The sequence below is a fragment of the Paenibacillus sp. MDMC362 genome, from assembly GCF_003269305.1.
GTDB lineage: Bacteria > Bacillota > Bacilli > Paenibacillales > Paenibacillaceae > Paenibacillus_AQ.
The window spans coordinates 85,029-110,283 of record NZ_QLYT01000006.1; the positions used below are offsets into that span (position 1 = coordinate 85,029).

Consider the following 25,255-nt stretch of genomic DNA (forward strand, 5'->3'; position numbering starts at 1 on the left):
TTACACCTCCATAACAAGCAGCTCAGGGTTAGCGAGCAGTTGTTTAATATAGTTCATAAAGTTTTGAGCCGTTGCGCCGTCGATGATACGGTGGTCAAAGCTCAAGGACAATGCCATAACAGGTGCTGCTACAATCTCGCCGTTCTTCACAACCGCTTTTTCGCTGATGCGGCCGGTACCGAGAATAGCAACCTCTGGGAAGTTAATGATTGGCGTAAAGAACATGCCGCCTGCGGATCCGATGTTCGTGATGGAAATCGTGCTGCCCTTCATTTCGTTAGGAGACAGTTTGCCTTCACGGCCGCGAGCAGCCAGGTCACGGATGCTGTCAGCGATCATCCAGATGCTCTTACGATCCGCATCTTTGATAACCGGTACGATCAGACCGTTGTCTGTATCCGTAGCAATACCGATGTTGTAGTATTTTTTGTACACGATTTCGTTCGCTTCTTCGTCGATCATCGCATTCAAAGCCGGGAATTGACGGCTAGCCGCAACGAGTGCTTTAACGATGAATGGCAGATACGTAACTTTCGTGCCTTTTTTCTCAGCGATCGGTTTCATGCGAGTTCGGAACGCTACCAGCTCAGTTACGTCAACTTCGTCCATGATCGTAACGTGAGGAGCTGTGTAAGCCGATTTAACCATGGCGTTCGAGATCGCTTTACGGATACCTTTGAATGGTACGCGCTCTTCTTCTGCACGAGTGTCCACCGCTGCGGATGCTGCTGCAGGGGCTGCTTTCGCTTCGGAAGCGACTTCTTGCGCCGGAGCTGCTGCTTGGCCTCCACCGTTCTTGAAGGCTTCAACATCGTCGCGAGTCACTTTACCGTTGTTGCCGGAGCCCTGCACCTGTGCGATGTCTACACCTTGCTCGCGAGCGAATTTGCGCACGCTTGGCGTAGCCAGAACTTCACGGTTAGGCGCTGCCGGTGCAGCTGCTCCACCGTTTCCGCCTTGTTTAGCGTCAGCCGGTGCATCTTGAGCAGGGGAAGAAGTTGTATCCGCGCTGCCTTTAGCTGCGTCAGCTTCTTGCGCAGACTGCTCTTCAGCAGGAGCCTCTTGCTCAGGAATGTCGCCTTCAGCATCGATGATAGCTACCACTTCACCGACACGGCATACTTGACCATCCTTGGCAAAAACTTCTTGAACCGTACCGTTCACGGGACAAGGAACTTCTACGACCGCCTTGTCGTTCTGTACTTCCATGATGATGTCGTCGTCTGTTACTTTGTCGCCTGGCTTGATATGCATTTTGATGATTTCACCTTCATGCAGACCTTCACCCAGCTCTGGAAAACGATATTCAAATTTTGCCAACTGAAAAACCTCCCTAGAAATTGCTGCTATTAGAAATTCAATACTTTATTGACGGCATCCACGATACGTGCTGGTGTAGGCAACCAAGTGTCCTCGATTTGCGCGAATGGATACACGGTATCCGGCGGAGTCACGCGAAGCACTGGAGCTTCCAGGTGCAGAATCGCCTTCTCGTTGATTTGAGCGATAACTTCTGCGGCTACGCCTGCAGATTTTTGCGCTTCTTGAACCACGATGGCACGGTTGGTTTTCTTAACCGAAGCAAGCACGGTATCAATGTCGATTGGAGAGATCGTGCGCAAGTCGATGATTTCCGCTTTAATTCCGTTCTTCTCAAGTTCGTCCGCCGCTTTCGTTGCGGTATGAACCATCAAACCGTAAGCGATAATCGTAACATCGGTTCCTTCGCGAACCACGTTAGCTTTACCAAGCTCAACCGTGTAATCACCTTCAGGAACTTCAGCGCGGAACGCATGATACAGGTTCAAGTGTTCCATGAAGAACACGGGGTCATTATCGCGAATTGCTGCGATCATGAGTCCTTTTGCATCATAAGGATTGGATGGTACTACAACTTTAATACCCGGGGTTTGCGTGATCAAACCTTCGAGTGCGTCGGTGTGCAGCTCGGCCGCTTTAACCCCGCCGCCGAATGGCGTACGGAATACGATCGGGGAGTTGTAACGTCCACCGGAACGGTAACGCATACGCGCTGCTTGAACGACGATTTGGTCGAGCGCTTCAAAGATAAATCCAACGAATTGAATTTCAGCGATCGGACGGAAGCCTTGAATACCGAGACCAACTGCCAAACCGCCGATAGCGGACTCAGCCAGCGGCGTATCGAATACGCGCTCTTCCCCGAATTCTTTTTGAAGGCCTTCCGTTACCCGGAAAACACCGCCGACATTACCTACGTCTTCACCGAAGATGACAACGTTAGGGTCACGGCTCAATTCAACGCGCATGGCGTCGCGAATCGCTTCTTTCATGTTCATTTGTGCCATTGCTTCATTTCCTCCTTAAGAAATACAGTTCACTAAAAACTTCAGTGTATATATCGATGTCAAAACGTTCAAAAACCGACCTGATACAGCCATGACAAAACCAGATGATTATCCAGGATCAACCTTTGACAATCATCGGCTCGTCATTTTTATTGGAAATCAGCTTTCTGCTCTTCCAGATGCTTCGGCGTTTGCTCGAACATGCTGTCGATCAAACCAGGTACTGTCATTTTTTCCGTTTGTTCTGCTTTTTTAATTTGCTCGTTGACTTTCGCTTTCGCTTCTTCTTTCACGCGAGCTGTATCTTCCTCTGTCCAGAGGCCTTTTGCTTCCAGGTACTTCGCAAGACGTGCGATCGGATCCTTCTCGTTCCACTCGCCCTCTTCTTCCTTCGTACGATATTTCGAAGCGTCGTCAGACAGGGAATGCGGACGGAAACGGTATGTCACAGCTTCGATAAGCGTTGCGCCTTCGCCATTGCGGCCGCGTTCTGCAGCATCACGAACGGCCTTGATCACAGCGAGGACGTCCATGCCGTCAACCTTAACACCCTTGATACCAGCTGCTACGGCTTTATGTGCAATAGACAATGCTGCAGTCTGCTTGGAGAATGGAGTCGTGATGGCATAGCCGTTGTTTTGCACGAAGAAGATAACTGGCAGTTTGTACACGCCTGCATAGTTCAAGCCTTCGTAGAAGTCGCCTTCGGAAGAGCCGCCGTCACCGGTATACGTAATAACCACTTGTTTTTGCTTCTTCAATTTGTAACCCATAGCGATACCCATAGCATGCAAGATTTGCGCGCCAATGATGATCTGAGGCATCAATACGTTAACACCCTCCGGAATTTGCCCGCCATGCTGATGTCCGCGGGAATAGAGGAATGCTTGATAAAGCGGAAGTCCGTGCCATACGATTTGCGGCATATCACGGTAGCCCGGGCAGACAAAGTCGTCTTTCTCAAGCGCGAATTCGCTACCTACCATCGTTGCTTCTTGACCGGATACAGGAGCATAGAAACCGAGACGCCCTTGACGGCCGAGATTTACGGCACGGTCGTCCCAAGTACGGGTAAATACCATACGGTACATAATTTCTTTCAATTGATCGTCTGACAATTCAGGCAGAAGATCTTTGTTTACGATTTTGCCATCCGGGGAAAGTACAGATAGAGTATCGACTTCCTCGGTATATACTTCATAAGGAACCTTGGTCATTTTTTTCACCTCAATAAATATTTGAATATCAAGTTCCGCTGTTATAGAATTATTATACACCTGTTTTACTTCATTCGTCAAAGAAATACGGGATAAAATTTCACATTTCTTAACGTTTGTATGTATAACAGTTTGTGAATAATACTATAACAGTATGACAAACATCATAAAACAGCAGCCAACTTCAACATGTCAGGGTAATTTTAACTTATTGTTTACCGCATTTCAAAAACTAACCCGAAAAAGGTGACGAATGATGACGAATGAACGTTTATTGAAGCGAACCATCGTAAAAGAAGTGATTGAAAGCCAGTTTCTGCAGGAGAATCGAACGCTGCGCATCTATCTTCCTCCCGGATACAATGAAATTCTCAGCTATCCCGTTGTTTACTGTCAGGATGGAGAGGAATTCTTCAATTTTGGTCGCATCGCGACTTGGGCCAACCAGCTCATTCTCGAAGAAGGCGTGGAGCCGTTCATCATTGTAGGCGTGGAAGTGAACACCAAAGTTCGCACCGAGGAGTATGCGCCATTCGGCAACCGGTTCGATGCTTATCTATCCTGCTTCGCCGAAGAGATTATTCCCTTCGTCGAACAAAAATATCCTGTGCGCAAAGAGCCTGCCGAAAGAGTACTCGCCGGCGACTCCCTTGGCGGAAGCGTATCCGTGCATCTGGCCTTGCGTTACCCGCATCTCTTCACCCGAATCATCAGCTTGTCCGGCGCCTTCTATGAGAAGTCCCAGGCTATGATCAGAGAAGAAAAGGATTTGTCCTGGCTCGACATCTATATGATTGTAGGCTTGCAAGAAGACAACTATACAACCGATACAGGTGTCTATAACTTCGTTGAATTGAATCGTTCAACAAAGGCGTTGCTGGAAGAACGGGGTGCCACCATATCTTATCTTGAAAAAGACGGCCGTCACCTTTGGGGATTCTGGCAAAAAGAGCTCCCTGCTGCTCTTATGTACTTCCTGGATTAATCGATTGATTGGCAAAATCCGTTGGCTTATTTAAATGACCTGTTACAGCAAAGTTCATTGCCTGTCCCACTGGGGACTTTTTACGCGTTACGCTTTATGGCAGTTGGCAAAAAAGAATACCTTTGAAGCTACATTAAGCGCAAGCTATGCGCTCCTGTTGCTTCACTTCAAAAAAAGATGAACAACCGCGCATTTTTTCTGGAATGTGCATTGTTCATCTTTTATGTTCAGCAGCCCGTTCTTCTTGGTATCGCTTTCAATTATTCTCGTCAAAAAAGCGGTAGACTCACCGCTTGTTCGAATCGATTATAGCTTTTCTTTCATGATTTTGTCCAGTAAGATGTCACACCCTGCATCAATAAGCCGGAACACTTCATCAAAATTTCCAGTGAAATACGGATCAGGCACCTCACGCAGCTTTTCATCAGGGAGCAAATCCATAAACTTCAGAATCGCGGCCTGGTTGCCTCCCGCTAGCTTGCGCAAATTCGCCACATTCGAATCATCCATGCCGATGACGTAATCGAACTTGGTCAGGTCCTGGCTTACCACTTTGCGAGCGACCATTCCTTCGTAGCTGATTTGCCAGCTGTCCAGCAGCTTTCGGGTTCCTTCATGAGGAACGCTTCCGATATGCCAATCCCCTGTTCCGGCAGAATCCACACTGATCTTTTCCTGCAGTCCACGCTGTTCAATTTTATGTCGCAGCACCGCTTCCGCCATCGGCGAGCGGCAGATATTGCCCAAACATACAAATAAAACGGATACCATAACCCTCTCTCCTTCACGCTATAATTCATCGCCACTTCACTAAAAATTCTACGTTCATGAATGACGTTACCTACCATCCATTAACCTGAACTGACTTTTTTCCCACTGGCTGCAGCAGGATGGCCCTCTTGCAGTGACCTTCTGGGCAGTCTCCATTTATAAAGCACGGACAGCATCCGGAATACAATCACCACAACAAACAGGGTAAGCAGCTCCCAAGTCTTGGTGGCCACGCCAAGGCCGATGGCGACCCCTGCTATCATGGCCCACACCGCATAGATCTCATCACGGAGCACCAGCGGCTTCCGCCCTGCCAATAAATCGCGGACCATTCCCCCGCCGCTTCCGGTAAGGACGGCAGCCACAATCACCGCGCTCATGGGGTGATTCATTTGCGTAGCGTATAGAGCCCCTTGAATCGCAAAGGCTGATAGTCCGATCGCATCGAAGAGCGCCTCCGTTTTCTTCCAGTGCTGAATTAACCCGAGCGGCAGCACAAACGCTACAAATACCGAAATCATCGCAAGCATGATTAAATCGCCCTGTCCCCACAAGGTGGTAACCGGCACGCCGATCAGTACGTTTCTTATAATACCCCCGCCGAAGGCCGTGACTAAACCTAATACCACAACCCCCAGAATATCGTATTCCTCTTCCATAGCTACAAAAGCTCCGGACATGGCAAACGCAATGGTGCCAATGATACTGAATACGTCAAACACATGCATGTCCAAAATTCAGTTCCCCCGCTCCCCGTCAATTTACATACTACATTGTAGCCGCGCCTATTAAAATTGTGCAAGCATGAAAACTGCTCTATACTAGAATACAATGACAATTCTCTCGAAAAAGGAGGAATTATAATGAAACACACTCGCGTCCTGATCTTTACAGGTGGGGAGTTGTCACCACGATTCCTGGATGAGGTTCAAAACGGGGACTTCATTATAGGGGCCGATCGCGGAGCCCTCTACCTGATTGAACATGGGATCAAACCTAACCTGTCGGTTGGAGATTTCGACTCCATTCCGCCAGAACAGATGGATCAAATCCACTCCAATAGCGGCAAGGTAATTGACTGTGATCCGATCGATAAAAATTTAACCGACACCGAGCTTGCCTTCGAGCTGGCACTGGAGCATTCCCCCGAATCCATCATGATTCTGGGAGCAACGGGGACACGCCTGGATCACACGCTGGCTAACATCCACATGCTGATTCGCGGACTCCAGCATCATATTCCGTGTTCTATATTAGATGAGAACAACTTTATAACCCTGACAGGCTCCAGCTGCATTGTCGAGAACAAAGGGTTTACATATGTCTCCCTGCTGCCGCTCACAACGGAAGTTACCGGGATTAATCTCGAAGGATTCGAGTATCCGCTCCACGATGCCACATTGCGCTTGGGACAGTCACTAGGAGTCAGCAATAAGCTGGCTGAGGACAAAGGGACGGTCCGGATCGAAGGCGGTCTGCTCCTTATTATTCAGAGTAAGGACCGCTAATCGTTACTATTTTGTCATCTTTAACACGGTAATATTAACAATCAAATTCATTGTTAAAAACCCTTGTGTATCAAGGGTTTTTTCTCATTATCGACTCATCACCCGCACCTATTTCTTAATATTTTGTAACTTTTAATGATATTTTAATAATCCGCTTTCATTTCATGTGGCCCAAGGGTTTACGCCGATTAACCAAAATATAGTCGGTTTCAAATCTGATATACTCGGTTCATCGCAAAAAACAAAACTGCTTGGAGGTAATAACAACATGAATCGACAGCATTGGATTAAGAAGGCCGTAGTAATCAGCTTGAGCGCAACTTTGGGTGTAGGAGCAGTTCTTACTGTTGCACCACCGGCTCCTGTAGAAGCAGCATCGGTAAGCACGGGAACTCGAGTCGTTAACTTCGGTAAACAATATATGGGAACACCTTATAAATTCGGAGCGTCTACATCCACTACAAGAGTATTTGATTGCTCTTCCTTTATGAAGCATATCTTCAAAAAATACGGCGTGAATCTGCCTCGTACATCTGCTGCCCAATCCAAAGTGGGTAAAGCAGTATCGAAATCGAACCTGAGAGCCGGCGATTTGGTATTCTTCTCGAGCGGAAGCCGTGCAAATGGCCGAAACGTGACTCACGTTGCCGTTTATATGGGTAATAACAAAATTTTGCACACTTACGGCAAGCCCGGCGTAACCATCTCCAGCCTGTCTGGCAACTGGAGCAAAACTTACCTGAAAGCTCGTCGCGTACTGTAGTTTAATTACTACACCGTTGTTACTATGGAATTATATCAAAGACCGTCTTCCAATCATGGAAGGCGGTCTTTTTTGCTTGCAGCATTGAATTCTTCCTGCGATAGCAGTTTATATCCGGTTCCCCGAATCGTTCGCAGCAGCTTTTGTTTGCGTCCTCGATCGATTTTCTCTCTCAGATGAAGAATATAAACATCTACCACATTGGTGCCTGTATGAAAATCGTAATCCCACACCTGTTTTAATATATCCTCACGTGTGCATACCTGCCCCTGCCTTCTAGCCAAAAACAACAGCAGATCATATTCGCGATGAGTCAACTCGATCGCTTCCTCTGCTCGGGATACATTCCGGCCCAGAGGATCGATCACCAGATCTCCGATTCGGATGACTTCCTCCAACTCCATGCGACCAATCTGATATAGTTTTAATAAATTGGAAATGCGAGCCAGCAGCTCCCTTGTATCTCTGTCATTAGGGATGTAGTCATGGGCACCTGCCTCCAATGCCTGAATGGCTTCATCAGATCCGTCATTTCCGATGACGATGATCGGGATCTGTTCCCTCTTGCCCGTCAATCGCTCCACGAGATTAAAATCGCTCATACCCGGCAATCTGCTGTCGATAAGCAGCAGGTCTGCGCCTGAGTGCTGCAAAACGGCGACCACTTCCGAATAATTCATGGCATGTTTAACCTTATAACCCGCTTGTTCCAAAATCTCCATAACGCTCTGGAACCGATCTTGATGATCTGTCGCGATCAGTATTACTTTCTCCACGGGTTCCCCCCCGCTTTCAACGCTTATTAATGTAAGTATGGCTGTTTCATCCTGCTTTCACTCCAAAAGATGCTCGGATCACATACGTTTTCCGTAGAAATACATCTTATCTCCGCAGCAGCGCTATTTTTATAATGGGATAAAGGATTAAGAAAGGGGGATATCTTCACCGATTAGTCATTTCATCGAAAAATATCGAGTGAACACTCTGGAGGAGGAAAATAACATGCGCAACAAACTCGTGGTATGGCCTCTTGTCATGGCTATACTGATATCTATCGTATGCTCGGCCGCAGTGCCGCCAGCCCCGGTTTCGGCAGCAGGCGAAACCAACCTCTCGCTTGGCAAAGCCGTTACAGCAAGTGGTCAATCCCAAACCTACGGGCCGGCTAACGTTATTGATGGCAATCAGGGTTCGTACTGGGAAAGCACGAATCATGCGTTTCCGCAGTGGATTCAAATCGATCTCGGCGCTGACACCAGCATCAACCGGATCGTCCTTAAACTTCCTGTCACCTGGGAGTCTCGGACACAAACGCTAACCGTACAAGGCAGCTCGAACGGTTCGACATTCTCCAATTTGGTGGACTCGGCTGACTATGAATTTAACCCCTCTACAGCAGAAAACTCGGTGACCATCCGTTTAGACGAAGCGAGCACGAGATATGTTCGCCTGACCGTAACCAGCAACACGACGTGGCCGGCTGCGCAGCTGTCTGAGTTCGAGATTTATGGACCATCGGTCTCCCCGCCAACGCCTCCAACGGGAAACAATATCGCCAGCGGCAAACCGATTACCGCCTCCTCAAACACCTTTACGTACATTGCAACCCATGCTAACGACAACGACATCCAAACCTACTGGGAAGGCGGAAGCAATCCAAGCACCCTGACGCTCGACTTGGGAACGAATCACAATATCACCTCCATCGTACTGAAGCTGAATCCGTCTCCGGCGTGGAGTACGCGCACCCAAACCATACAAGTGCTCGGACATGACCAGAGCACAACAAATTTTAGCAATTTGGCATCGGCGCAGTCCTATACGTTCAACCCCGCGTCCGGCAACTTTGTGACGATTCCCGTAACGGCAACTGTGAAACGTCTTCAATTAAACATAACGTCCAATACCGGCGCGCCAGCCGGGCAGATTGCGGAATTCGAAGTTTACGGAACAGCCGCCCAGAATCCGGACCTGACCATTACGGATATGTCATGGACCCCATCTTCGCCGATTGAAAACGATGACATCACACTCCGTGCTATAGTTAAAAACATTGGGGACGTGGAAGCCGGGGCTACGACGCTCAATTATTACTTAAATGCGGATAAAGCAGGCTCCTCCCCGATAGCTCCGCTTGCGGCAGGCGCTTCCGCCACGGTAACTCTACAAGCCGGAACCAAGGCCGCCGGATCCTATTCCGTCAGTGCCAAGGTTGATGAGAATAATGAAATCATGGAACAGAATGATGAAAATAACAACTATTCGCATGCTTCTCCGCTCGTCATCGGTGCCGTTGAAAGTTCCGATTTGGTAGGAACTGTACAATGGACACCCGCCACTCCAGTCGCAGGGAATGCAGTAGCCTTTACCGTTAATCTTAAGAACCAGGGCAACAAAGCCACGGCAAGCGGATCCCACGCGATATCCGTCGCTCTGAAGAATCCGGCCGGTTCAACAATTCAAACCTTCAGCGGAAGTTATGATGGCGCGCTTGCCGCAGGTTCCTCTGTTCCTATCCATATTCCGGGTACATGGACAGCGGCAAATGGCAGCTTTACATTAACAACAACCGTGGCACCCGACACAAACGAAGTCCCCCTCAAACGAGAGAACAACGTCAGCCAGGCCAATCTCACGGTATATTCTGCTCGGGGTGCCAGTATGCCATATACCCGATACGATACGGATGATGCATTACGCGGCGGCGGGGCTCAGCTGAAGACCGCGCCGACCTTCGATCAAGCGCTTACAGCATCGGAAGCATCCGGGCAGCGTTATGTCGCGCTTCCTTCCAACGGGTCCAATCTGGAGTGGACGGTTCGACCTGGCGAGGGCGGAGCCGGCGTCACTATGCGCTACACGATGCCGGACTCATCGAACGGCATGGGATTAACCGGCTCGCTCGACGTTTATGTAAATGGTGCGAAGAAGAAAACCGTTCCATTAACTTCTTACTACAGCTGGCAGTATTTCTCCAGCGATCATCCTGCAGACGCACCTGATGGAGGACGCCCTCTCTTCCGGTTCGATGAAGTACACTGGAAGATGGATACGCCGCTCCAGCCGGGTGACAAAATCCGTATTCAAAAGTCCAATGCGGATAACCTGGAATATGGCGTTGATTTTATCGAAATCGAGCCGGTCCCCGCAGCAATCGCCCGCCCGGCCAACTCGGTTTCCGTAACGGATTTCGGTGCAACGCCGAACGACGGCCAAGATGACCTATCGGCGTTTGAAGCTGCTGTGCAGGCTGCCGTTTCAAACGGCAAAACCTTATACATTCCTGAAGGGACATTCCATCTGGGCAACATGTGGAAGATCGGCTCGGTTGGAAATATGATTGATGACATCAAGATCATAGGGGCAGGCATCTGGCATACAAATATTCAATTTACCAACCCGAATGCAGCTTCTGGAGGGATATCGCTTCGGATCGCGGGTCAGCTTGATTTCAGCCATATCTACCTCAACTCAAATCTGCGGTCGCGTTATAATCAAAACGCAGTCTACAAGGGATTTATGGATAACTTCGGCACCAACTCCAAAATCCACAATGTGTGGGTTGAACATTTTGAGTGCGGATTTTGGGTAGGCGATTATGCGCACACCCCAGCTATTATCGCGGAGGGGCTGATCATTGAAAACAGCCGGATCCGCAATAATCTTGCGGACGGTGTTAATTTTGCTCAAGGAACCAGCCATTCAACCGTACGTAACAGCAGCATTCGAAACAACGGAGACGATGGTCTCGCCGTATGGACGAGTAACGTGAATGGCGCACCTGCGGGCGTTAACAACAACTTCTCCTATAACACCATCGAAAATAATTGGCGTGCGGCAGCAATTGCATTCTTTGGGGGAAGCGGTCATAAGGCCACTCACAACCTGATTGTTGACACCGTAGGCGGTTCCGGTATTCGAATGAATACCGTGTTCCCGGGTTACCATTTCCAGAATAATACCGGCATTCTGTTCTCCGATACAACGATCATTGGGAGTGGAACCAGTAAAGACCTGTACGATGGAGAGCGCGGCGCCATCGATCTGGAAGCATCAAATGATGCGATCCGCAATGTCACGTTTACCAACATCGATATCCTGAACACCCAGCGCAGCGCCGTTCAGCTTGGTTATGGCGGCGGCTTTCAGAACATCGTATTTAACAACATCCATATTGACGGTACGGGGCTTGACGGGGTCACATCCTCCAGATTCTCTAATCCTCATCCAGGTGCGGCAATTTACACATATACAGGCAACGGGTCGGCAACATTTAACAATCTGACAACGCAAAATATCGCCCATCCTGATTTGTTTTTCATTCAGAACGGTTTTCAATTGATTGTGCAATAACCCGGCTAAAACATTAAAAAGGAGGAGTCGCATAGGACCCCTCCTTTTGATGTATGGCGGATTAAATAAGTAGCTTTTAGGTTTGTTCCAGATTAACCCCCAACGTATTGATTATACAGCGACCTGGCCTTGGCGATATCCGATGTGCCATGCACCAGGGTTCTGCCGTCCCGGAATATAACCAAACGATGTGGATTCACCTGGTAGATGATCATATACGGTGTTACGGTTGCTTTTCCTGGGTGTAGCCTGTTCAATCGCTCGGCCATTTCGTCCAATTGAAGCTCAAGGGGTCTGGCTGGCCTGATCTGTACCGTATCCCTCCCGCACAACACTTCGCTTTTATCCGCGTGTTCAGCCGTCAAGTAAGGATATTTCGGATGCTCCCCACATGTGGGGCAGTCCGATTTTTTCGCTCGGTCTACGCCAAACTCCACCCGTTCGTTACGCCACAAATCGAAGGACAGCATCTTTTTTCTAAGAACATGTCGATGCCCTGATAATAGCTTCATCGCCTCCATCGTTTGATGGGCAGCGACCATCTGTACCGCTTGCGGAAGAATTCCGTTAATGTCGCAGGTGTCACCGCCCAAGGGAATCGTCCCAAGCAGACAGTTCAAGCATGGCGTCTCTCCCGGCAAAAATGTGTAACTCATGCCTGAGCTTCCGACGCAGCCTCCGTATATCCAAGGAATTCCATGCTTATATCCAATGTCGTTCAGGATCAGCCGGGTTCCGAAATTATCGGTAGCGTCCATCATCAGATCAACGCCTTGACTGAGTACTGCCAGTTCCTGAGCGCGTACATCCATAACGATACCGTCCACGATACCCTCTGAATTAATTGCAGATAAGCGCTTAGCCGCTGCTACGGCCTTCGGCAATCGATCGATCGCGTCCTGTTCGGTAAACAGCTGCTGACGCTGCAGATTGCTCCATTCCACGTAATCCCGATCCACGATGGTTACATGCCCGACACCTGCGCGAACCAAAGTTTCCGCAACGGCGCTTCCCAGCGCCCCGGCACCAAGGACGAGCACATGGCTCTCCCGGAGACGAAGCTGACCTTCTTTTCCAAATGGGGTAAACCGCTCTTGCCTAGAATATCGATCCTCTCGTTCCATAGGTACTGCTACACCACGGTCCGTGGACTCCGAGGCTGCCATGAAGAGAGGCTGCGTATGATTTGCTTCCTCTCTGTTATCGTTTAAACGAGACATGAATTATCCTCCGATCAATATCTGCAAATCTTCTAAATAAGAGAAGACTTCACGAAGTTTTTGGATGACAACCTATGATTAGAAATACCCATCCCCCGAAGAGGATGGGCTGTATATCATTTCAGCCTAAAACAACCCTGTTTTCAGCGCCTTCTCCAGGACACCGCGATGACGCAAAATCCAGGCCGCACTCCGCGCCCTCCAGGCCAATCCCCATAGAGGGCCTTCCGTTTCCGGCGTGATCTGCTGCTCGATCGCTTCCTCTGCCGTTTCCCGAACGACCACCTCAACGATCATATCAAACAGGGCTGTCCGAAGGGACGGATCGACGCCATAGGCGTCAACCAATAAACGCAGCTGCCTTGCACGGGCATTAACATCCGGCAAACCGACTCTTTCCGCAACATCATCATCGTGCAGCTGCGGAAAGAGCCAGCACACACGGGCTAATTCGGCAATAGGATGTACAGGTCCGGCGTATTCCCAGTCAATCAACCCAATTGGCATCCCATCACGGGTAACCATATTCCAAGGTGCTATATCACCATGACTGTATACAAGTCCGCTGTCACCCAGCTCACGCAGGAACCACGGCTTCCAGACACTCCCGGGCTGCGGTTTAAATGTAGCGGCGGCGTCATGAAGCTGACGCAATAATTGTCCTACTTCGACGATGCCTTCGTCGCTCCAGGGCCCCGGATGAACAAATTCGCCTTCGATAAAACTTAACATCTCTTGGCCTTTCTCATTACATCCTGAACCTATAATTTCCGGAATCAACGTAAACCCCGTATGCTTCAAATGCCTCAACAAAGAGTGTATAGCCGGAGTCCAAGGTCCTGATGGGCGGTACACAATCTGGCCCTGCCGTACAACCAACTTCTCAGGAGAGAGCAAGACTTCTTCTCCCTGACTTGAGTTATTATCCGAATTCATTAAGAAACGACTCCCCTTCAGAAGGGAATTACACGGGTTCATGGGGCTATGGATGCGAATCCCCTTCGTAGAATAATGCCCCGATGGATAAGTCCATGTCTTCCATCAACATCTCCTCCGTTCATTTCAGGTTGTTTCTAGCATATCACAAATAAACCATAAATCGTACGACCATCTTGCCGGATAAACCAAAGGAGGACAGGCAGCTGCCCATCCTCCTTATGAAAATACTAGTATAGTCATTCTAATCAAGGTTTCATATATCCTGCTGAGGGCAGGATGGAGATTTTGATATGAATCAGGAATTCTGGTTGGACCAATCTTCAACGTTCCAGATCTTGGTCACCCAATCCTCATAAAACTCAGGTTCGTGGGAAACCAGCAGAATCGTGCCTTTATATTCTTTCAAAGCACGTCTTAGTTCCTCCTTAGCCACAACGTCAAGGTGATTCGTCGGTTCGTCAAACAGAATCCAGTTGCTTTCGCGCATCAGAAGTTTACACAGACGGACCTTGGCTTGCTCTCCTCCGCTAAGTGCCTTCATTGGACGAGTAATATGCTCGTTTTTGAGCCCGCAGCGAGCAAGCGCTGCCCGGACCTCGTGCTGGTTCAAATGGGAAAATTCGTTCCACACATCATCAATGGGCGTAATATTTCCTGGACGTACTTCCTGCTCAAAATACGCAGGCACCAGGAAATCCCCTTGATAGGTCTTCCCCGAGAGCGCTGGGATTTTGCCAAGTATAGTCTTTAGCAGCGTAGATTTACCTACGCCATTACAGCCTACAATAGCAATTTTCTCTCCTCGCTCGATCAGGATATTCATTTTGGGGAGCAATGGCCGATCGTATCCGATCTCAAAGTCAATTCCCTCGAATACCGTTTTACCGCTGGCACGGGCTTCCTTGAAGTTAAACACAGGTTTAGCCGCTTCCTCCGGACGGTCAATCCGCTCCATGCGATCCAGCTGTTTCTCCCGGCTCTTCGCCCGGCCAGAGGTGGAATAACGAGCCTTGTTCCGCTGAATGAAGTCTTCCTGTTTCTTGATGAACTCCTGCTGCTTCTCGTAAGCATCAATATGCTGGTTCTTATTGATATCAGCCATTTCCAGGAACTTCTCGTAGTTCGCTGTATAGCGAGTTAATTTCGCAAATTCCAAATGATAGATCACATCCACCACCTGGTTCATAAATTCCGTATCATGGGATATCAGAATGAAAGCATATGGGTACTGCTTTAAATATTGAGTGAGCCAATCAATATGCTCAACATCGAGATAGTTGGTAGGCTCGTCCAACAATAGCACATTCGGCTTCTCCAGAAGAAGCTTCGCGAGCAGTACTTTGGTACGCTGTCCCCCGCTTAATGTTGCGACATCGCGATCCAAGCCAATGACGGATAACCCAAGACCATTCGCCATCTCCTCGACCTTTACGTCCAGCATGTAGAAGTCCCCGATATCCAGCTGCTCCTGAATTTCACCCATTTGTTCGAGCAGCAGCTCCAACTCTTCAGGAGAAGCATCACTCATCTTGTTGGTGATCTCCATCATTTCTTTTTCCAGCTCCAGTAGAGGCAGGAAGGCATCCTTTAACACATCGCGAACCGTTTTGCCAGGTGTCAGCTTGGTGTGCTGGTCCAGGTATCCGTACCGAATCTTCGGTGTCCACTCCACCTTGCCGCTGTCTTTTAACAGCTGCCCGGTCAAAATGTTCATTAGTGTTGATTTGCCTACGCCGTTTGCTCCAACCAAACCTACATGTTCGCCTGCCAGCAAACGAAAGGATACATTCTTAAATAGAGTACGTTCCCCGAAATTATGCGATACGTTCTCTACAGTCAATAAACTCATGGCTATAGTAACTCCTGTCTGTATAAAATGAACTTATTTCATGTTAATTTAGCAAAATATACACAGTCAAGAGTTTATTGTATCACATCATGGAGTCCGGCAGAAACCATAACTTTCAGGGATTAGAGGACACCGGGATTAGAGCAGCTTTTCTCCTGATATCCTGCTGCCGCTGCATCCTTGGCACTCGGGAACACTTCTTCGACGCGATAGTTGAATTGACAGACGTCACGGTAATAATATTTGAGTCCCCTGCTATCCACCCCTCCGAAATAAACCGGAGCTTTAACAAGTCTGCCGCCTCCAAGGGCATAGTTATTATAATACTGATCGCCCATGGGAATGCCTTGAATAAACGCCATCATACCGATGTCATCCATCGTATTCACCCACTCTTCCTGGGATATCAACGGAAGCGCGAACGTATAGGATACTCCGTTTCGGAGCGCCACTTGGTTGTGCCGCTGTATGTAATAAGCAAGCTGATCTTGAACGCTATTCACAATCGTGATCCGCCTGACTTGTTCAAACCTATCCTTATCTTCCAGCAAAGCTATACCCGTCCTGCCACTCAGATCCTCTCGATAGCCGGAGTGCCAGATGGAGGAGCCTCCACCTGATTCATATGCCTGAACGAAGGAATCCAATGTAAACTGGATGCTGTTGCCCCTGCCATCATTCCAGGCATAAGGGATTTTGGGCGTCCATCTATGCTCCATGAGCTCCTCCCCATCCGCGTTGGTGAAGGTTTGTGAAGCATACATATAAAACCCGTCATAATCCAGAACAACGATAGCAGGAATATACCACCACAGAGCAGACTGCGCAGCCGGATCATCCGCGATCCCCATATTGATGTACAGCGTACGGGAAAAGGACTCCAGCGCTCGTTCTTTATCCGCACGCATAAATTTTAAAGAATCATAAGCCGACTCTTTGTCCTGGGTCTCATTATCGTTCAGCATCATCCCGCCATCTTGGACGGCAGTGCGCAGAGCAGCCGAGTATTTCATCTCTACGTACCGGACATCCTCCAGACTCTCGGCGCGCATACCCAGAATAATAAACATGGGGAAAAACACGGCGGTAAATACGATGGCAAGATCAGTAATCTTCATTCAGTACCAAGCCTCCGTATGGAAATGCGATTGCTGCTTGGCCACCAGTATCTGATCCGGTCAACACATCGAACATGAACAATCCGGGTGTTCGATTCAGAGTACTGACACTTACCTGAAAGTGATCTCCAGCCGTTAGACGGTATCGGCGTCTGTCATCCTGTTTATCGACATTCGACTCCGGGAATAGATAACCCATAACATCTTCCTGATAATAAGCATCATATACGACGGAATAGCGGTTCAAGAATGTTCCAGGATCTGAAGGATCGGCATATTCCGGGTGGTATTTCTTATGATGATGTTCCATTTCCACATTGTAAATGTTCCCGGTGGCTGCCAGCTCTTGCAGGAAGTCATTGTACATGATCGGAGTAATATACCCCTTCGTACGAACACTGTCCACGAATTTGGTAACGGATTGATAAACAACGAGTCGTGACAGATCATCCTGTCTTCTGGCCATCTCGCCTGCGGGAACCAAGTACAGCAGAAGAAGGGCCAGAAAGGCAGCAAACCATTTCGAAACCGAGTTTGACATTGTTGTTACCTCACTTTTACAAACTGGATGCTCTCCACTTCTCCATCGATCCTCCGAACGTACTCCGCATCATAATGGGCTTCCAGATCGATGATCGAAAGATCCAGTTCCTCCGGATTACTGCCTGATTGGAACAGCACGCCATCCACATACATATTGAAGCCGCCAGCTTGAACCTCTCGCAGCGTGAATAAGACTTCGCTTCCCTTATAAATGAGCTTTCTGTTCTCGTTCGTCATCTCTACGGTGATCACACCCGCATGCTGCTCCTGAGTCATTCTGCCTACGGCTGATATACCGCCATCCACCATCGTCTGAATATGGAAGGCATACAGGGCTGCGCCAAGAAATAATGCCACCGCTGCTGCCAATTCAAGTGCACTTATCGTTTGTCCACGCAAGGCAAGTCACCTTTCCATTCATAACTATTGATCGAATTTAATGCCTCTGATTACGTTAGAATTATCCTTAACAATAGTCGCCTTAAATTTCCCGCTTGGATTGACGTACTCTGGGCTTTTCTCATCCATGACGAGTTCGATATTCCCTTGTCTTGAATCCGGATTGAGAATCGAACCGTCCTTCTCCAACACATTGCCGTACCATTGCCCTGCTTTATTTTTCCCTGTTGCTATAAAGACGCCAAATTGATCCTTATCCTTGTATTTGCGCAGTGCGTTTGTCACCTGAGAACCGCTGATGGTTGTTCCGTCATACACGGTAAATGCTGCCTGGGACAGCTCTGTCTGAATATCTGAAAAATTGTTTTGAGCGGTTTTGGTTGCCTCCTGCGCCGAAATAAACAAAATAACAACAATGGTAATCAGTGCTATGGTCAGAAATATGCCTGCTGCAACCTTTAAAGCGGATGATGCATTATTCATTGAAATCTCCCTCATTCTTTCAATTATTTTTTGATCCTGTCGATCATGATTCCGGTTGAGCCAATCCACGTATCGTTATAATCGTTGAATTTGCTCATAATACGTTTCCATCTGGGAGAAACTCATGCCGATAAGCGGGATAACAAGATACATAAAGATCAACGCATACATCGGAGTAAAACCGATCATTCGCCCCCATGCGGCCTTCGTATCGATCATCGCTTCGTACTCCTGCTTGCGTCGCTCGAAACTGTATATCATTTCTCCATCGAGGTCATCAAAAACATCCTTGATCGGTACTTTATCTACCGCAAGCAGCAGCTTGTCCACCAGCCGCTGAAATTCAGGAAACCAGACGTCTTCCTTCAGCTCCAGCAATGCCAGCTGTGCGCCATGTTCGTAATGAAGCAAGCTTTTTTGAATGGGAATCTTAAAAATAACAGCAAACCGATTAAGCCACTCCAATATGGCCTCAACCGAGATGCGCTCCATTCCGCGCAGTATGGATATGACCGTTTGAAATTGATAAATTTCATGCCTCATTTCCATATTGCGTACTTTCCGGTGAAAATGCAGCAGCCATAATGGCGCCGCATATGCAGCCACACCTGCCAGAAAGGATAGCAGCAGCTCCCACCATTTCAAATACTCGCTGTCATAGCGCTGCAGTTTAGTCATAATTCGATCGGTTATGATCTCAACTTGTTCCTTGGTCAATGAAGTAGGATCTGTCTCACTAATCATCTGCTTGACCTGATCATCGGTCACTTCCGGCGACATATGCAATTGTTCCATTAGCAGCCGATCGCGCTCAACCGTTTCCTCTGCCTGCCGACGCTCGATCTCATTCATCTGGCCGAACAGGGAATGATTCAAAGAAACGGGGACATACAGCAGATGATGTTTAGCCTGCACATGCAGACCTGTAGCCAGCGATAGCGACAGGAAGAAAGCCAGGCAGAAGAACGTCACCCTTCTGATATAGAGCCATTCGAACTTGATTCTCGCGTTGCTTTCCTTTAGTAAGCGTACCTGCCTGTCATATTTCACCGTACCGGGTGTCGGAGCCATTACCTTCACAAGCCAACGCATAACAGCAATCCGGTACATTCTTTCTTCCAGGGTCATCTTCTGAACCTCTGCGCGGTAATCCGTTTCCCGATTTTGCTGGAGCTTCTGAAGCAAGATGTAAGAGATTAGAATGATGACATAAATCGATATCTTGGTCATAAACCCGAGCTTGCTCATATAAAACTCATCCATCGACGGAAAACTGCTCCTGGCCCAGCGTTCAATCGGTTTGGTGAAAAAGACCGGAGCCAACGCAATCACATTCAAGCCCTTCATTAAATAATCCAGCTTGTCTCTGCGCAATATTTCCAATTGGATCTCCTTGGTCAACCCGCTTAGGCCATGCAGATAGATAGAGCCTTGTTTTCTCGCATGATCACCAAACTCCATGACAAGATGTGAAATACCCGCAAACGCTTTAAGATATCGGTTCGGCGCTACCTCATAATACCTCTCCAACTCGTCATTAGGATCGTTGGATACCAAGGCATTATAGATCCGATGAGCATGCATAGAAATTTCATGCCCTGAAGTCTCCGCTCCCTCATACAAAGCTTCCTCTACCATTCCATGCTGCTGATAGTGATGGCGGACGGAGGAGAACAATTCAACCGATTGGACAAGTATTTTTCGTTCCAGTCGGTTAATGAACATCTCAACAAGCATATTGTTAATAACCGCTGCTGCAAGAATAACAATGACAATAAACCCCAGGTCCGGATGACTCCATATAAGGAGCATGGCGGTTAACCCGATCGTACCGGTAATCGCGAAGGCTAATCTCACGGTTTCAAACCGGAGTGATATTTCGTCATAGGGATGCATGATCGCGATCCGCTGTCTGATCCGTTTAAGATAGGCTTTGATTATAGGAAGCTTCATTCCATACCTATAGGCCAATTGAAACCATTGCCGGTACATCCCGCGCAATGACCTTACCTCGCCCGCATCAACCTCTACGACAGCTACCTCACCATACCCTCGTCTTCTGTTCATCCACGACACGATACCAAATGTGATGGAAAATAGTGCCAAAGATATGATTAAAATCAGAATTATTACATCTTTAGAGGACACTTTGTTCCCCCCAACCCGAAGCCAGAAACACTCTGAATTCTTCGGCATCTTCCGGATGCATATGCTCCGTCATTTCGCGAACACTGCTTTCGGATAACTTGGCGGCAGCGATATAGCTGCCGTCCCGGTATTCAATCACATTACGAGATACGAAATAACTTACTTCGTTCAATCTCCGCATATGTTCTGTACTTAACTGAAAATATTCCTCCATACTGTTCTTCCAGCGCTTTTCTGAAGTTCCCTCGAATGGTGGCAGGGATCCCTTCTCAACCGGGATGCACTCTGTAATACGTTCTATGTAACGGTTACCGTAAGCGTCTCTTCTTAGATGAATGTCAAAGTTGATCACGCTGACCACCTGCTGCTCCGCAATATGCTCTTGCCTGAAAACGCCGCTCTTGAGCAAGGAGTTGCGCAAAGATTGTACAAGGTCTTTGAATGTCTTGGCATGATGGGTAAACACGGTAAACAAACTTGCCACTTGAGACATCTGTATCATCCATGACGCTACCTCGTCACTGGCAACCTCACCAAGAATATTAACGGTACCGTCCGTCTTCTTCTGCAGATCCAGACCGGCCTGCCCACTAATATGCTCGGTTTCCCTGAAGCTGAGAATATTTCTGCGGCTATAGATTTTCCTTAAATGCAGCTCAAAGGCCATCTCTTGCACCCGAAGGGTATAGGAGGCATAAATATGACCCACCATCGCCATGAGCAGCGTTGTTTTTCCGGAACCCTGCGCACCGGTGATTGCCGTAATCCGGCTGCCTTTCATTAAATACCTCAACAAACCGATCACCAATTCCGAACCGTTTCCCGTAATTAACTGATCAAGCGAAGCCTTGGGCAGATCAAACTTGCGGACAAAGAACGCCCAGGACTCGGCAAACGGGGGCCGAACCACAACGACCCTGGAGCCATCTTTCATCTCATTCACTTTATAACCGCTGGCTTCTGAAAGCTGCCCGGGATGATTGTATTTGTATATGTTTTGACATACTCTCTTCAGTTCCAGCATCGAACCAAACGATAAAAAAGCTAGATGCAGCGACACCCCTCGATAAAAAATCCAGACACTCTCACAGCCTGTTGCTGGCGATTCGGTATTCGAAAAGCCAAACCCCAAAAACTCATCCTGGGTGTGAAAAATATCCTGTCCGCTGTCACGGTTAACAGGTATGCCACTAACTCCGCCACTGATCCCGTCGATCCGTTGATCCCTGATTTCATCCACGACGGAAAAGCCTTTGTACTGCTGATAAATGCGCTGAACGACGATATCAAGCTTCTCCGGAAACAAGAGCGGCCGCTGTTCTGACTCATAGATATACGCAATATCTTCCGCGGTTACCGCATATACGCTGCCATCTCCATAACCGGGTATCACGCGCGGCGCTGCAAGATCATACGTCTCAAGAAGTACCGATAGCGCATTCTCTCCGTGCCTCTGCTTATACAGGTATAAGATGATCTCGAATTGATCCTGGGCAGTTAACTCGGTCAGGTTTTCGAACGGAATGGCCGCATGAATGTTGGACTCGTTCAAACCCAGATCTCTGACCAGCAGCTGCTTTAAAAAATCCTTTACATATGCTTTATCCAGCACATCTCCGGATACGCATCCCTTGAGGGCACTTCTCAATTCACTTCGCTTGTTCAGCCTTCGGCGATACTCCTCTTCGTGCAGCCCTAAATCAGATAACTGGCTGTTCGTCAGCTGATGGAGGCTTTCTTTGACAAACGCAGTCATTGCTTCAAGAGAATAGGGATCCGATCCACGCGAAATAGCAGCCGCCGGTTTTCGGGTATCCAAATAACGCAGATATACAAACAGCAGGACAAACGATATTATGACGATGATCCATATCGTATTGATGGAATTACCCAAAAGCATGTCGGCCTCCCGCTTTCGAACCCCCGGAAGGAAGACCAAGTTGTTCGGCCGCGGCATCAGCCAAATTACGAACGGCATCATACAGTGAGCTCATGCGTTTCAGGTCAGTGCCTCCCCGACTTCGCTGCATATAGGACATAACGGAGCGCATATTCCATGCATCCGTCATGCCGGAACAATATGGAACACCGAGCACCGTCGTCTTGATGCCAAAGCGGCGCTTGATATTTTGCAGTGTACAATGACTCTCCCGGTCATATTTGCCGACGATATACACACTTGCCTTGTCCTTCAGTTCGGGGGGCAGTCCCTGCTGTTCAAGCTTATTCTCCAGTACATGCATATTTTGATTCAAACCAACCACGATGAAGTCGGCGGCTTGAAGTATCGCGCGATCTACCGCTCCCGGACCTCCATTACCTGCATCGGCCACCGTGACGTCGTAACTTCGCTTGGAGGACCCCATAACTCCGGTCATAAGTTCCGCCTGTTTTCTGTCCTCCGCACTGCTCACGATATGTATATCCTCGGCGGACATTGGCTTCGGTCCACATAAAAGATCTAGTCGATCAGACAGGAGCGGCAAAGTATAGTTGCGTACATTCTCCGGGTTCAACCTCCCGCTTGTACGAAGTCGTTCCAAGGCATCCATTCCGGTATCTTGAAATGCCGTCATATAATCAAATGATTCCTGCTTAAAGGAAAAAGCTTGTTCCACTCGCTCCCCTGCATGTCCACCATGGGCGAGCAGCACTTTGACCTGATATTCAAACGCCAATACGATAGGTAAACTCGATGCCACCATCGTACTGCCGCTGCCGCTCTTCAAAGGACTCCATAGAGCAATCAAACTCATGCATGCCTCCTTCCTGCTTGCCGAAGTGCCCGGCGAATATGCCGCTGCTCCATTTCCGTTAATAGGCGGAGAAGTTCGGTAAGCGATCGTTTATACTGTCTGGATAATGGCTTAATGCCCAGTCTTCCGGCATGTTCATTTTTTATTTTCAAGGCGAAGAACAATTCATCCCACGGCATTTTCACGGGAGGACCCAGCCACTGAATCCGGCTGTCTTCCAGATAGCCTTCTATGTAGGACTCATCCATCAAATCTTCAATGACCTGAACATATACCCGATGAAAAGGAGGGAGCGGATCATCTGTTCTTGCGGCTCTTAATTCATTAAGCAAAACCGTACTCTTGCGCAGTCCGGTTACCTCGAACCCGCTAACCCAAACATGGGCATCCGCTGTATCCCACTGCATCTTGTCCAGGAATTCCGACCTCTCCACGTCCATGACGATATAGTCGTACTTCTTCTCGTCTGTTTCTTCCAGATAGTCCATGAGCGACGTATAGTTCTCAAATCCTGTTGCCACGTCGAATCCGGCAAACTCCATAACCGGCAACTTCGGGTGCATCACGCCTATGCAATGTTTGTACTTCGCATCCATCGCACCATCCACGAGCAGTACCCTGTTGTGTCCATTGGCTAATATTTTGCACGTGTAGAGGAGCATGTCGCTCTTATCACAGATGCCTGTAAATATCCACGTCTTCACTTTGATTACACTCCTTCGCTGACTCATCTGTTCTTCGGGCTTAACCTTGTATTCACTAAGGACTTGAGAATATCAACTCCGCTTCTTGTGTTTCCTTATCACTGCCCGCCTCGGCCGCTGGCCGACCGGATGACCCCAATATCTGCTCCGCTTCTGAATCCCGCTCTTCACGGTGCGGAGTCTCTGTATTATCCTCGTCGTCAGGACGGATGTCAGCAGTATTCCGTTTTGTATCCGATGAAGATTTCGTTTGGGAGCTTAAATTGGATGCTGGACTCCAGGAGTCTGGACTTCTTGCCCCACTAGCGAAGATGGAGTTGTGATGCATATCGGATACCTGTGCCTGCTGATTCGGCTGAAGCTTGCTTAAATCCTCTTCCAGCGTGTTTCGCAGCGTAACCTCGAAATGCTTCTCGGCTTTCTTCACAATATTCGGGTTGCTTCCAATCAGCTTCGTCACTTCAACGTTCGGAGGATAGTTAGGTATGGCTCTCTCTTGCAGCTCCGGCTCTACATAGGTGAGTGCATAGAGCGTGGCATTATGCAGATAAGCATCCACCAAAGCGCTGGAAAGCAATAAAATCTCCTGTTCGCTTAACGTTGTCCAGAACGCCGGATGTTGAAGCCTGTCGATCTTCTTCTTGGATAAAATGATGTAATCCTGTCCGCTTGGAAACTGGACCCTTACATCGATCACGTCCCCTTGGCGTAAATTGCTTGGCAGATATACGGACTTCATCTCCCGATGACGAAGATCGGACGGTGTCGGCTCTTCTTCAAAGAGCATCGAGCGGGTAATCGGTGTGCCCTGCAGCAGCTCGATCTTTGCCCCCTTCCCCGCAATCTCTTCCTTGATCGAGAACAGATTGCTGGAATAACCGTCGTCAGGCAAACGCACTTCCATAATATCCTTCGCATCGATGAAATGACCAGGCGGAATATCTTTTAACGGGACCCAGGCAATTTTCATTGCGTTGAGCTGCTGAAGCTGCGTCTCTTCAAGCTCCGTGATTCGCTGCTCGTATTTAGTACGCTCTATACTCTGCTGCTCCTTATGGCCGTGCACATAATACATCATTGCCCCGGCACATACGGCACCTGTTACGGCTGCGCCGGCTAGGCCAGCAAATATCAGTTTGCGGCTACGCCTCCTGATAATCGGCATTGCTTCA

Annotated in this window: 22 protein-coding genes; 4 read left to right on the forward strand and 18 right to left on the reverse strand. The window is 48.5% G+C overall.

Annotation, left to right across the window (positions count from 1 at the left end):
* The 3 genes from DP091_RS01535 to pdhA form a co-directional block, all read right to left on the reverse strand.
* Positions 1–1,320, reverse strand: a complete 1,320-nt coding sequence (locus DP091_RS01535; RefSeq protein WP_113056764.1) for a dihydrolipoamide acetyltransferase family protein — start codon at positions 1,318–1,320, stop codon at positions 1–3.
* 29 nt (positions 1,321–1,349) lie between these two features.
* Complete coding sequence (locus DP091_RS01540; RefSeq protein ID WP_009589183.1) at positions 1,350–2,327, reverse strand: alpha-ketoacid dehydrogenase subunit beta; 978 nt, start codon at positions 2,325–2,327, stop codon at positions 1,350–1,352.
* A 149-nt stretch (positions 2,328–2,476) separates the two neighbouring features.
* Positions 2,477–3,544 carry a pyruvate dehydrogenase (acetyl-transferring) E1 component subunit alpha gene (gene pdhA, locus DP091_RS01545; RefSeq protein ID WP_113056870.1) on the reverse strand — a complete coding sequence of 356 codons (1,068 nt, stop codon included), beginning with the start codon at positions 3,542–3,544 and terminating at the stop codon, positions 2,477–2,479.
* 256 nt (positions 3,545–3,800) lie between these two features.
* Between pdhA and DP091_RS01550 the strand changes: the two genes are divergently transcribed.
* Positions 3,801–4,529, forward strand: a complete 729-nt coding sequence (locus DP091_RS01550) for an alpha/beta hydrolase (protein WP_113056765.1) — start codon at positions 3,801–3,803, stop codon at positions 4,527–4,529.
* A gap of 306 nt (positions 4,530–4,835) precedes the next feature.
* Here DP091_RS01550 and DP091_RS01555 read toward each other — a convergent pair whose 3' ends face one another.
* Both DP091_RS01555 and DP091_RS01560 read right to left on the reverse strand, forming a co-directional pair.
* Positions 4,836–5,300, reverse strand: coding sequence for a low molecular weight protein-tyrosine-phosphatase (locus tag DP091_RS01555; RefSeq protein ID WP_113056766.1), 465 nt, complete (start codon positions 5,298–5,300; stop codon positions 4,836–4,838).
* An 80-nt stretch (positions 5,301–5,380) separates the two neighbouring features.
* Entirely contained in the window at positions 5,381–6,028 is a 648-nt protein-coding gene (locus tag DP091_RS01560; RefSeq protein ID WP_113056871.1) for a trimeric intracellular cation channel family protein, read from the reverse strand.
* A 135-nt stretch (positions 6,029–6,163) separates the two neighbouring features.
* Here DP091_RS01560 and DP091_RS01565 point away from each other — a divergent pair, with 135 nt between their 5' ends.
* The gene (locus tag DP091_RS01565; RefSeq protein WP_113056767.1) at positions 6,164–6,808 is read left to right on the forward strand and encodes a thiamine diphosphokinase; all 645 of its coding nucleotides are present in this window, start codon (positions 6,164–6,166) and stop codon (positions 6,806–6,808) included.
* Between the two features lie 268 nt (positions 6,809–7,076).
* Positions 7,077–7,571, forward strand: a complete 495-nt coding sequence (locus tag DP091_RS01570; RefSeq protein ID WP_071218205.1) for a C40 family peptidase — start codon at positions 7,077–7,079, stop codon at positions 7,569–7,571.
* A 53-nt stretch (positions 7,572–7,624) separates the two neighbouring features.
* Here the strand turns inward: DP091_RS01570 and DP091_RS01575 are convergent, their stop codons facing one another.
* Positions 7,625–8,347: a response regulator transcription factor gene (locus DP091_RS01575; RefSeq protein ID WP_113056768.1), complete on the reverse strand. Its 723-nt coding sequence runs from the start codon at positions 8,345–8,347 to the stop codon at positions 7,625–7,627.
* A 226-nt stretch (positions 8,348–8,573) separates the two neighbouring features.
* Here DP091_RS01575 and DP091_RS01580 point away from each other — a divergent pair, with 226 nt between their 5' ends.
* Positions 8,574–11,924 carry a discoidin domain-containing protein gene (locus DP091_RS01580; protein ID WP_113056769.1) on the forward strand — a complete coding sequence of 1,117 codons (3,351 nt, stop codon included), beginning with the start codon at positions 8,574–8,576 and terminating at the stop codon, positions 11,922–11,924.
* Between the two features lie 92 nt (positions 11,925–12,016).
* Here DP091_RS01580 and DP091_RS01585 read toward each other — a convergent pair whose 3' ends face one another.
* From DP091_RS01585 to DP091_RS01640, 12 genes are all read right to left on the reverse strand, one after another.
* On the reverse strand, positions 12,017–13,090 hold the full coding sequence (locus DP091_RS01585) for a ThiF family adenylyltransferase (RefSeq protein WP_258394373.1): 1,074 nt from the start codon (positions 13,088–13,090) through the stop codon (positions 12,017–12,019).
* A gap of 180 nt (positions 13,091–13,270) precedes the next feature.
* Positions 13,271–14,080 carry an aminoglycoside phosphotransferase family protein gene (locus DP091_RS01590; protein WP_113056771.1) on the reverse strand — a complete coding sequence of 270 codons (810 nt, stop codon included), beginning with the start codon at positions 14,078–14,080 and terminating at the stop codon, positions 13,271–13,273.
* A 298-nt stretch (positions 14,081–14,378) separates the two neighbouring features.
* Entirely contained in the window at positions 14,379–15,932 is a 1,554-nt protein-coding gene (locus DP091_RS01595) for an ABC-F family ATP-binding cassette domain-containing protein (RefSeq protein WP_071218209.1), read from the reverse strand.
* Between the two features lie 122 nt (positions 15,933–16,054).
* Positions 16,055–17,050: a hypothetical protein gene (locus tag DP091_RS01600; RefSeq protein ID WP_113056772.1), complete on the reverse strand. Its 996-nt coding sequence runs from the start codon at positions 17,048–17,050 to the stop codon at positions 16,055–16,057.
* The gene (locus DP091_RS01605) at positions 17,037–17,591 is read right to left on the reverse strand and encodes a hypothetical protein (protein ID WP_113056773.1); all 555 of its coding nucleotides are present in this window, start codon (positions 17,589–17,591) and stop codon (positions 17,037–17,039) included. The genes DP091_RS01600 and DP091_RS01605 overlap by 14 nt, the downstream gene beginning before the upstream one ends.
* A gap of 5 nt (positions 17,592–17,596) precedes the next feature.
* Positions 17,597–17,992 (reverse strand): hypothetical protein, encoded by a 396-nt coding sequence (locus DP091_RS01610; RefSeq protein ID WP_258394365.1) that lies wholly within the window; start codon positions 17,990–17,992, stop codon positions 17,597–17,599.
* A gap of 24 nt (positions 17,993–18,016) precedes the next feature.
* Positions 18,017–18,475 (reverse strand): ABC transporter permease, encoded by a 459-nt coding sequence (locus DP091_RS01615; protein WP_113056774.1) that lies wholly within the window; start codon positions 18,473–18,475, stop codon positions 18,017–18,019.
* Between the two features lie 75 nt (positions 18,476–18,550).
* Complete coding sequence (locus DP091_RS01620; RefSeq protein WP_113056775.1) at positions 18,551–20,623, reverse strand: hypothetical protein; 2,073 nt, start codon at positions 20,621–20,623, stop codon at positions 18,551–18,553.
* Positions 20,613–22,523, reverse strand: coding sequence for an ATPase, T2SS/T4P/T4SS family (locus DP091_RS01625; protein WP_113056776.1), 1,911 nt, complete (start codon positions 22,521–22,523; stop codon positions 20,613–20,615). Before DP091_RS01625 ends, DP091_RS01620 begins: the two co-directional genes overlap by 11 nt.
* Positions 22,510–23,379 (reverse strand): CpaE/TadZ family protein, encoded by an 870-nt coding sequence (locus DP091_RS01630; protein ID WP_113056777.1) that lies wholly within the window; start codon positions 23,377–23,379, stop codon positions 22,510–22,512. Before DP091_RS01630 ends, DP091_RS01625 begins: the two co-directional genes overlap by 14 nt.
* A complete protein-coding gene (locus tag DP091_RS01635) occupies positions 23,376–24,083 on the reverse strand; it encodes a hypothetical protein (protein WP_113056778.1) in 708 nt (235 codons plus the stop codon). The genes DP091_RS01630 and DP091_RS01635 overlap by 4 nt, the downstream gene beginning before the upstream one ends.
* A 55-nt stretch (positions 24,084–24,138) precedes the next feature.
* Entirely contained in the window at positions 24,139–25,248 is a 1,110-nt protein-coding gene (locus DP091_RS01640; RefSeq protein ID WP_113056779.1) for an SAF domain-containing protein, read from the reverse strand.
* Positions 25,249–25,255 lie beyond the last annotated feature (7 nt).